This window comes from Corynebacterium sp. Marseille-P4321, from assembly GCF_903645305.1.
GTDB lineage: Bacteria > Actinomycetota > Actinomycetes > Mycobacteriales > Mycobacteriaceae > Corynebacterium.
The window spans coordinates 617,555-625,057 of sequence record NZ_CAHJXO010000002.1; the positions used below are offsets into that span (position 1 = coordinate 617,555).

The window sequence follows — 7,503 nt, forward strand, 5'->3', positions numbered from 1 at the left end:
CCAAGAGTTTGCCAGACTACGACGACACGATCGCGCGTACCCGCTCAAAATTCGCACTTACGTTCGTATCCGCCCCGGAATACGTGGCTTCACGCTGCGCGAGCGCCCGCTTCGCCAGCTCGCGCAGGCCCTGAATATGCGCCCACCGATCAACCACAGCATTATCGACGGCTCCCGCGAGCAAACCGTCCACCATCACCAACGCCGCGGTGTATCCCCGCGGGCGCAAGGCTGTAGACGGCGCGAGTTCAGTCAACGCCGGCGGCGCGTCCCCGTCGAAAAGCACATGCGCACCAAAAACAAGGTGCGCGACCACATCGCCTGCGCGTGGTTCGTAGCCCTTCCACACCTCGTGGTCGGCGCGCGCCACGACCTCGTTGCGGGCGACCGCGGGCGCAGTAAAGCCAGCCATGGCCTCGTCGTATGCGCAGGCGGCCGCCATCAGCTCGTCGATACGCGCACGCGGGCGACCCGATACGAACTCGCTGGCCTTGAACCCACCCACGATGAGCCGACCGTCTGTCGCCCGCACCGGGCGTGACACACGCAGCGCCACCTCGGGCGGCACCATCTTCTCGCGCACCTTGCCGGACCACGCGGACGTTTCGCTAGCCCGCGAGATCACCACTCGCCCGTAACGCGCACTACCACCCCACGCGCGCGGCAGAGTTTCCCCCGCCGCGTCTTCGAGCTGGAACGCGGAGAGCACATGAGCAGGAACGATCACTTGCACCCCGCTTAGAGCACCGCCGGGCGCGGGTACGGCCACGGGTTCGGGCGGCAGGTGTCCGGGTTATCCGGGTAGCTGTCCTCCGGATTCATCTCGCGCAGCTGATTGTTGTTCAGGCTAAGCGTCTGCTGCATCATGATCGGCGCGAGCGCGTTCGGTTCCGGGCACGGCTCGTGCTCAGCGAATCCGAGCGCGTGGCCCACCTCGTGATTGATCACGTACTGGCGGTACGAGCCGATGTCTCCCTGGTACGGCGCGGCGCCCCGGACCCAGCGGGACTCGTTAATCAAGATGAGGTCGTCGCCCGTCGCCGCCGTCCGGCAGCTCGTCTCGGTGCCAAGCGCCGCGCCGCAGTACTCGGCGGTGGTGTCGAGGGAGGTCAGACGAATGCGCAACGTCGGATCGTCGTCCGCCGCGACGTGCTCGAAACGGAACCGCGGATCGTTGGTCCAACCCCGCGGATCGCTCAGCGTAGCGTCAACCATCGTGGCGAACGCCTGATCGCCGCCGTAGCCAGAGGTATCCACGCCGTGTTCAACCTCCACGATGTAGCGCACCACCATCTCGGTACCCTGGCCCGCGGCTGCGCCGGGGACGCCAACCTCATAGAAGGTCCCCTCGCCGGTGGTGGTGTACGGCCCCCCTGGTGGCAGGTCATGCGGATCAAACTCGCCCTCTGCGATTTTCGCGGGCTCGAGCTTCGGCTCCTCAACCTCTTCGGCAGGCTCAGCAGCGTGGGTGTCTGCCGCCACCTCGATGACCTGGTCATCGGGGTTCTGCACCATGTTTATTAGGACAAACACGGTGATTACGGCAAGCACGGGTATGGCGTAGGCCCGCCACCCGTATTCACGGGCGAACACGACCAAGCGCCCCTCGTCCTCAGACCGAGTTTCGCCGCTCGCCTCCTGCTCGGCCTCCAAGTCCCAGGCATCCAGCCAACGCCCGAAATCTTCGTCCGAATCTGCACTGTGCCTGCCTGGCCCGCCTGCCTGCCGTTGCACCATAAATACGTAATTTATCGCATGAACCCGACGGTACGGGAAGCAGCGGTGCCCTGCTCGACGTAGGTGATGCGGTCGGTGCGGATCAGGTACTGGTTACCTTTGTCGTCCTCCAGCTTCAGCGTGGCGTTTCCGCCGTCGATCGCCTGCTCAACCGTGGCGATGATGTCTTCCTGGCCCTCCGGCAGCTTGATTACCAATTCGCGGGGGCTGTCTGCCAGACCAATCTTGATGTCCATGCTGCGGATCACTGTCCTTTTCTCTTCTCTCGGCTCTTTCGCAATGGTCCTATTGTAACGACCGGCCGCTAGGATGAGGTCGTGTCCTATGCAGCTGAGAGCGAACACGACCGCACGAAAGACGCCGCCCCGCCCACCTTCGAGGAGCTGGGGGTCGCGGCCGAGATTGTGGACGCGCTGCGCGAACGCGGCATTGAACGGACGTTTTCCATCCAAGAGCTCACACTGCCCCTCGCGCTTGCGGGCCGCGACATCATCGGCCAGGCGCGCACAGGAATGGGCAAGACCTACGGCTTCGGTGTTCCGCTGATTGACAGGGTGTTCGACGACGGTGATATCGCCGAGCTGGACGGAACCCCGCGGGCACTGGTGGTGGTTCCCACGCGCGAGCTCGCGGTGCAGGTCGGTGAGGATTTTCAACATGCCGCCGCCCACACCCCGGTGCGTTCCACCACGATTTACGGCGGCCGGCCGTACGAGGAGCAGATTGAGGCGCTTGATGAGGGCGTGGACGTGGTGGTGGGCACCCCGGGCCGGCTCATCGACTTGTACAACCGCGGGAACCTGCGCCTCAACCAGGTAGCGATCCTGGTCCTCGACGAGGCGGACGAGATGCTGGACATGGGCTTCCTTCCCGACATAGAGAAGCTGTGGGAAGCGCTTCCCAACCACGTGCAGTCCATGCTGTTTTCAGCCACCATGCCGGGCCCGATTCTTTCGCTGGCACGGGAGAAGATGCGCCACCCAGTGCACATCCGGGCGGAGGCCGGCGATGAGGCGCAGACGCACGAAACCACCCGTCAGGTTGCGTTCAAGTCACACCGCATGGACAAACCGGAGATCATCGCTCGCGCGCTGCAGGCTCCAGGCCGCGGTCGCACCATTATTTTTTCGCGCACAAAGCGCTCGGCAGGAGAGCTTGCGGAGGATTTGGCGCAGCGCGGGTTCGCAGTCGGTGCGGTGCACGGCGACCTCGGGCAAAGTGCGCGCGAGGCGGCGCTTGAAGCTTTTCGACGAGGCGACGTGGACATCTTGGTCGCCACCGATGTGGCAGCACGCGGCATCGATGTGGACGACGTGACCCACGTAATCAATTTCCAGACACCGGACGACCCCATGACGTACGTCCACCGCATCGGCCGCACCGGACGGGCGGGCCGCGAGGGCACCGCCATCACGCTGGTGGGCTACGACGAGACGCTCAAGTGGGACATGATCAATACCGATCTCAAACTGGGCAAACCGGAGCTTCCGGAGTGGTTCTCCACCTCACCGGAGCTCTACCGCGAACTGGGCATCCCGGAGTCGGCCTCTGCGCGCGTCGGGGCCCCGCGTAAAGTGCTTGGCAGCAAACCCGCGGGCGGCCGCCGCTCCCGCGGAGAGAGCAACAGGAAGTCTTCTGGAAGGAGGCGGCGTTGAATAAGCCGCTGCGCCGCACACGCGGTGACCTGATCGCCACCGGCGTGATTGCGGGCGTCTCCGCACTACTTTTGGGCACCGCGTTTCTCACAGCCCCGGTTCGCGACGCACAGTTGCAACCTGCCGCGGAAGCGCAGGAGGACTTTGGGCAGTTGGCAGTCACGCCCTCGTCGTTAAGCGAAAGCTTCACCCTGCCGGACGATTCTCCCCGCGCCCAACCCCTCGTATCGAACGGGCTGATTATTACCCACCACGAGGGCACGATCAGCGCCACCACTCCCGAAGGTGAGACGGTGTGGACGTACCACCGCCCCAACGAGCTGTGCAATATCGACCAGGCCTGGGGCAAGGTTGTCGCGGCCTACCGCGATAACGCAGGCTGTGGCGATGTGGTGGCCATCGACGCGCTGACCGGCGAATACGCAGGCACCCGCTCTGCAATCGCACCGGAGCAAGTCACCCGTCTCGCCTCCAACGACCGGATTGGCTACACCGGCCCCGACCGCGTGGAACTATGGCGCTCCGACCTCGTGCGCACCGTGGAATACGGCTACGTGGAAGCCAAGCAGGAGCCGGACATGCAGCCGAACGAGTGCACCATCACCTCCGCACTCACCCGCACTGAGCTGCTCGCCGTGACCGAGGTCTGCGACGACGGCTCGTTCCTTCGCCTGCAGGAGGCGACGCCGGAGGACTCCCGCGAGCCCGAGGTGACCTCAAGCGTGGAGATCGGGGCCGATGCGTACCTCATCGGCATCTCGCAAGACGCCGCCGCGGTGTACGACCCGCAGACGTCCGAAGTGCGTGCCTACACCAAGGAAGGCACGAATGTGAGCTCCTCGTCCGTGCCTCCCATGACCGGACAGACGCTCGACGAGACTTTCGTGCACGTGCTGCCGGTCGCCGACCTGCCGCACCACATGTCGTACTGGGCCGACGATTCACTGCTGCTCATGGAACCCGCCGGCCTTTCCGTCACAGGCGTGTTCCAGGGCGCGCGTGGCACCGGCTTCGCCGCCGGCGAGAAGCTGCTGTACGCCTCCGACAACGGTGTCGCGGTCGTGGACTGGGATAAAAACGCGGTCGACGAGATCATTCCCGTCGACCGTGGCGGATACACCGGCCCCATCCACATCGCGTCCGCCGGGGCGACGGTGGTGGAAAAGCGCGGCGACGAGATCGTGGTGCTCGACGCTATCGTGGATTAGCCGCTACACGCGATTCGCCTTGCGCACCGCGTAAGCCGCCTCGTTGTACGCGCGCGCCTGCGGGTGAAACACGCCGATCGACGCCAGAACCACCGATAGCAGCGTCGCGATCCCGAGCGTGACCGCCCCGCCGCGGAACATGTAGATAGACACGCCGAACAAGATCGCTTCAATGAGCACAATCGCTCCGGTACTGCGTGGCCTTCCCCGCAGTGTCTCCACAGCCACCCAGGCGAGGAAGCCAAAGATAATCGCCAGAAAGAGCGCAGTTCCGACGTTGACATAGTCCGCCGCGGCCGAATCCGACTCCAAGTCGGCGGCCGGACCGTGACTCTGCGATACAAGCAGGGAGATGCAGTACACGAAGATCGCCGCGCACTGCACCAGGACCACCAACGCGCCAAACCGCATCACCGGCGGCATTTCCGCAGGCGCAGGTTCTGGCTCTGTGCTCGGCACGGTTGTCGGATTGGCAGGACGGCGTTCATTGTTCTTGCTCACGGTTGGATAGTGTATCCGGCGCCCCGACGCTGCCAGCCTGAGCCGCCTAGCGATTTGAACTTCTCTGCCCCGTATGCGTCCCCACAATCGAGGGAAACGCGCAGCTTATCGAGGGTTCCCCACCCCACCTTCCCACCCAGAACGCGCGGAGATCCCGTTTGAATGCATGTAAAAGTTATGAGTTGCGTCACTTTTTGGCCCGCACCCCTAGCGAGGTAAAGGTAAACGTGCCATTATTCACGGGTAGCAAAAACAACGGGCTGGTTACACAGCCCTTAACCCTTAGTCACCACAGGGTTAACGCCCGGTAAACCGGAAGTCGGGACTCGCAGCCAACGAGTACACCGCCCGGGGCCAGGAATCAAACTTTGTTTGCAACACACCCGCATCGCCGGGTGTTGAAGTGGTGCGCTCACATTGCATAGACCCGACATACACACAAGGAGACCCACCATGGATTGGCGCCACGAAGCAATTTGCCGCGACGAAGACCCGGAACTCTTCTTCCCAGTTGGCAACTCCGGCCCGGCTCTTTCCCAAATCGCCCAGGCCAAGCTTGTTTGCCACCGATGCCCTGTCACCTCTCAGTGCCTGAAGTGGGCACTTGAGACCGGCCAGGACGCCGGCGTTTGGGGTGGCCTTTCCGAGGAGGAGCGCCGCGCACTCAAGCGCCGCAACAAGGCCCGCGCCCGCAACCGTGCGCGTCTCAACGCCTAATTTCCCGGTCAGCCAGCCCGGACGATAAAGTGGAGCACCAGTAACACAGGTACCCACCCATAAAGGAGGCCCCAATGAGCAAGCGTGGTCGTAAGCGCAAGGATCGTCGCAAGAAGAGCGCAAACCGCGGCAAGCGTCCCAACGCATAGCGCGAGAGCAAACGAAGCCCTTCCAGCAATGTGCTGGGAGGGCTTCTTTCATCCCCGCCCCCTGCACCATTCCGCATTGCGGAGTAGTGGGTGGGCACCAACGACTCCGCAATGCGAGAACACAGCTCCCCACGCTGCGACAGATCCGTAGCTGCGCCGGTATGACGAACCGATCACACCAGCACGCGGACAGCGGTAACACGGCGTTGCGGACTCGACCACTTCGCATTGCGGACACGCTCGGGGACCTTCCACTCAGCACAGGTGGAGTTCGGCACGCCGAGTTCACCGGATTGAGGCGCTGGAATCGGCGTATCAGACTCGGCGTCGATGGGGCACCGTCGGGTTTGCGGACTCGACCACTCCGCATTGCGGAGTAGTGGGTGTGCACCAACGATTCCGCAATGCGGAAACACAGCTCCCCACGCTGCGATAGATCCGTAGGTGCGCCGGTATGACGAACCGATCACACCAGCACGCGGACAGCGGTAACACGGCGTTGCGGACTCGACCATTCCGCATTGCGGAGTAGTGGGTGGCTACCTACGACTCCACAATGCGGAAACGGGAGTTTTCTTGAGACGCCCCCCGATATGCCAGGAGGACAATCGACAACACCAGCACACGGACCGTGGCAACACTCCCCCGCAGACTCATGCACTCCACATTGCGGAGTAGTGGGTAGACACCAACGACTCCGCAATGCGGACACACTCGGGGACTTTCCACGATGCACAGGTGGAGTTCGGCACGCCGAGTTCACCCCCGCAGTGTTGGCCGGAATCGGCGTATCAGACTCGGCGTCGATGTGAGGCCAGCGCCCGTGGGGATTGCGGACTCGACCACTCCGCATTGCGGAGTATTGGGTGGGCACCAACGACTCCGCAATGCGGAAACAGAGGTCCCCCCTCTGAGTCTGATCCGTTGATGCGCCGGGATGACGAACCGATGACACCAGCACACAGATAGCGACAACACTCCCCCGCAGACTCATGCACCCCGCATTGCGGAGTAGGGCACGAATACAAACTAGGCGGTCGCCGGGGTTTCCGGTGGCCGCCTTGTTTGGGTTGTTGGGTTAGTTGTTTGCGAGGGCGAAGCCTGCCGCGCCGATGGCTGCGATAAGGGCGATGATGACGGGGATGATGATGGCTGCGATGTTGACTTCGCCGCCGTTTTCGACCTGGTTCTTGGCGTTGTCGAGCTGCTTTACGGCCTGGTTGTTGGCCTGGGTGTTGGCTTGGGTGTTGTCGGCGTTGGCGCCTTCGAGGGTGCGGGCGGGTTGGGTGTTGGTGTTGTGTGTCTGGATGGTGGTTGCGGTGTTGGCGACCACGGTGTTGGTGTCGGTGTTGGTGATGGTGATGTTGACCGGCAGGTTGGTGTATTTCTTCGCCGGGGTGATGCTAAACGTCAGGGTTTTTGCTTGGTTTGCGGCCAGGGTGATGGTTTCTTTCGCGCCTCCGCCGGGGAATGCGGCTTCGATGGTGTAGGTGGCCAGGTCGATGCCGGGGTTTTCTACCTCCACGACCACGTCAG

At 63.3% G+C, this 7,503-nt stretch carries 8 protein-coding genes; 3 read left to right on the top strand and 5 right to left on the bottom strand.

The features are described 5' to 3' along the window. Positions 1–16: 16 nt before the first annotated feature. Genes HWX32_RS08275 through HWX32_RS08285 form a run of 3 tightly spaced genes read right to left on the bottom strand, consistent with a single transcriptional unit; the run spans position 17 to position 1,973 of the window. Positions 17–727 carry a hypothetical protein gene (locus HWX32_RS08275; protein WP_175935471.1) on the bottom strand — a complete coding sequence of 237 codons (711 nt, stop codon included), beginning with the start codon at positions 725–727 and terminating at the stop codon, positions 17–19. An 11-nt stretch (positions 728–738) separates the two neighbouring features. Continuing rightward, positions 739–1,737 (bottom strand): DUF3152 domain-containing protein, encoded by a 999-nt coding sequence (locus HWX32_RS08280; protein WP_175935472.1) that lies wholly within the window; start codon positions 1,735–1,737, stop codon positions 739–741. A gap of 11 nt (positions 1,738–1,748) precedes the next feature. After that, positions 1,749–1,973 carry a DUF3107 domain-containing protein gene (locus tag HWX32_RS08285; RefSeq protein WP_075465895.1) on the bottom strand — a complete coding sequence of 75 codons (225 nt, stop codon included), beginning with the start codon at positions 1,971–1,973 and terminating at the stop codon, positions 1,749–1,751. Positions 1,974–2,054: 81 nt separating this feature from the next. Here HWX32_RS08285 and HWX32_RS08290 point away from each other — a divergent pair, with 81 nt between their 5' ends. Together HWX32_RS08290 and HWX32_RS08295 are read left to right on the top strand one after the other, a co-directional pair. Beyond that, positions 2,055–3,392: a DEAD/DEAH box helicase gene (locus HWX32_RS08290; RefSeq protein WP_175935473.1), complete on the top strand. Its 1,338-nt coding sequence runs from the start codon at positions 2,055–2,057 to the stop codon at positions 3,390–3,392. Next, the gene (locus HWX32_RS08295) at positions 3,389–4,600 is read left to right on the top strand and encodes a hypothetical protein (RefSeq protein WP_075465899.1); all 1,212 of its coding nucleotides are present in this window, start codon (positions 3,389–3,391) and stop codon (positions 4,598–4,600) included. Before HWX32_RS08290 ends, HWX32_RS08295 begins: the two co-directional genes overlap by 4 nt. A 3-nt stretch (positions 4,601–4,603) precedes the next feature. Here the strand turns inward: HWX32_RS08295 and HWX32_RS08300 are convergent, their stop codons facing one another. Continuing rightward, positions 4,604–5,101: a hypothetical protein gene (locus tag HWX32_RS08300; protein ID WP_254868347.1), complete on the bottom strand. Its 498-nt coding sequence runs from the start codon at positions 5,099–5,101 to the stop codon at positions 4,604–4,606. A gap of 453 nt (positions 5,102–5,554) precedes the next feature. Here HWX32_RS08300 and HWX32_RS08305 point away from each other — a divergent pair, with 453 nt between their 5' ends. Next, complete coding sequence (locus tag HWX32_RS08305; RefSeq protein ID WP_075465904.1) at positions 5,555–5,818, top strand: WhiB family transcriptional regulator; 264 nt, start codon at positions 5,555–5,557, stop codon at positions 5,816–5,818. Between the two features lie 1,227 nt (positions 5,819–7,045). On the opposite strand, the gene HWX32_RS11315 is transcribed toward HWX32_RS08305, so the two are convergent. Then, the coding region (locus HWX32_RS11315) for a hypothetical protein (RefSeq protein WP_217702897.1) at positions 7,046–7,503 on the bottom strand (458 nt) is incomplete at its 5' end.